This window comes from Nocardioides sp. CPCC 206348, from assembly GCF_048654705.1.
In the GTDB taxonomy this organism is placed as follows: Bacteria; Actinomycetota; Actinomycetes; order Propionibacteriales; family Nocardioidaceae; genus Nocardioides.
Window position 1 is genome coordinate 1 of record NZ_JBMCZA010000152.1, and the last position, 543, is coordinate 543.

Sequence of the window (543 nt, forward strand, 5' to 3'; positions counted from 1 at the left end):
ACCCGACTGACCAACGTCCCCGGACATCACAACTAGCCAGCACCCGGCAGTGACAGGTGTCGGGGCGGTCGGTTTGAATGTCCTGATGGAGGACGACCATCCCGACCTGCCCTGGCCCCTGTCCGGAGCCGATGCGCTCCGTGACGAGATCCTCGCCGCGTACGCCGACCCGCATCGCGGGCACCACGGCACCCGGCACCTGCGCGAGGTGCTCGAGCACCTCGACACCCTGACCGGGCACGGGACGCCGTACGACCGCACGCCGGTCCTGCTGGCGGCGTGGTTCCACGATGCCGTGTACGACGGCGAGCGGGATGCCGAGGAGAGGTCGGCCAGCTGGGCGGAGGAGGCGCTGCCCGCCTTCACCGACGCCGCCACCGTGGCCGAGGTGGCCCGGCTGGTGCGGCTGACCGAGAACCACCGCCCCGAGGAGGGCGACGACAACGGCGCCGCGCTCTCGGACGCGGACCTGGCGATCCTCGCCGCGCCGGCGGACCGCTACAACGCCTATGTCGCGGCGGTGCGCACGGAGTACGCCCACCT

The 543-nt window shown here is 72.2% G+C and carries 1 protein-coding gene; it reads left to right on the forward strand.

All coding sequences use genetic code 11. The features are described 5' to 3' along the window. Positions 1 to 85: 85 nt before the first annotated feature. Positions 86 to 543, forward strand: a 458-nt coding sequence (locus tag ACOADB_RS10685; RefSeq protein ID WP_378598028.1) for a hypothetical protein, incomplete at its 3' end; no start/stop codon positions are given.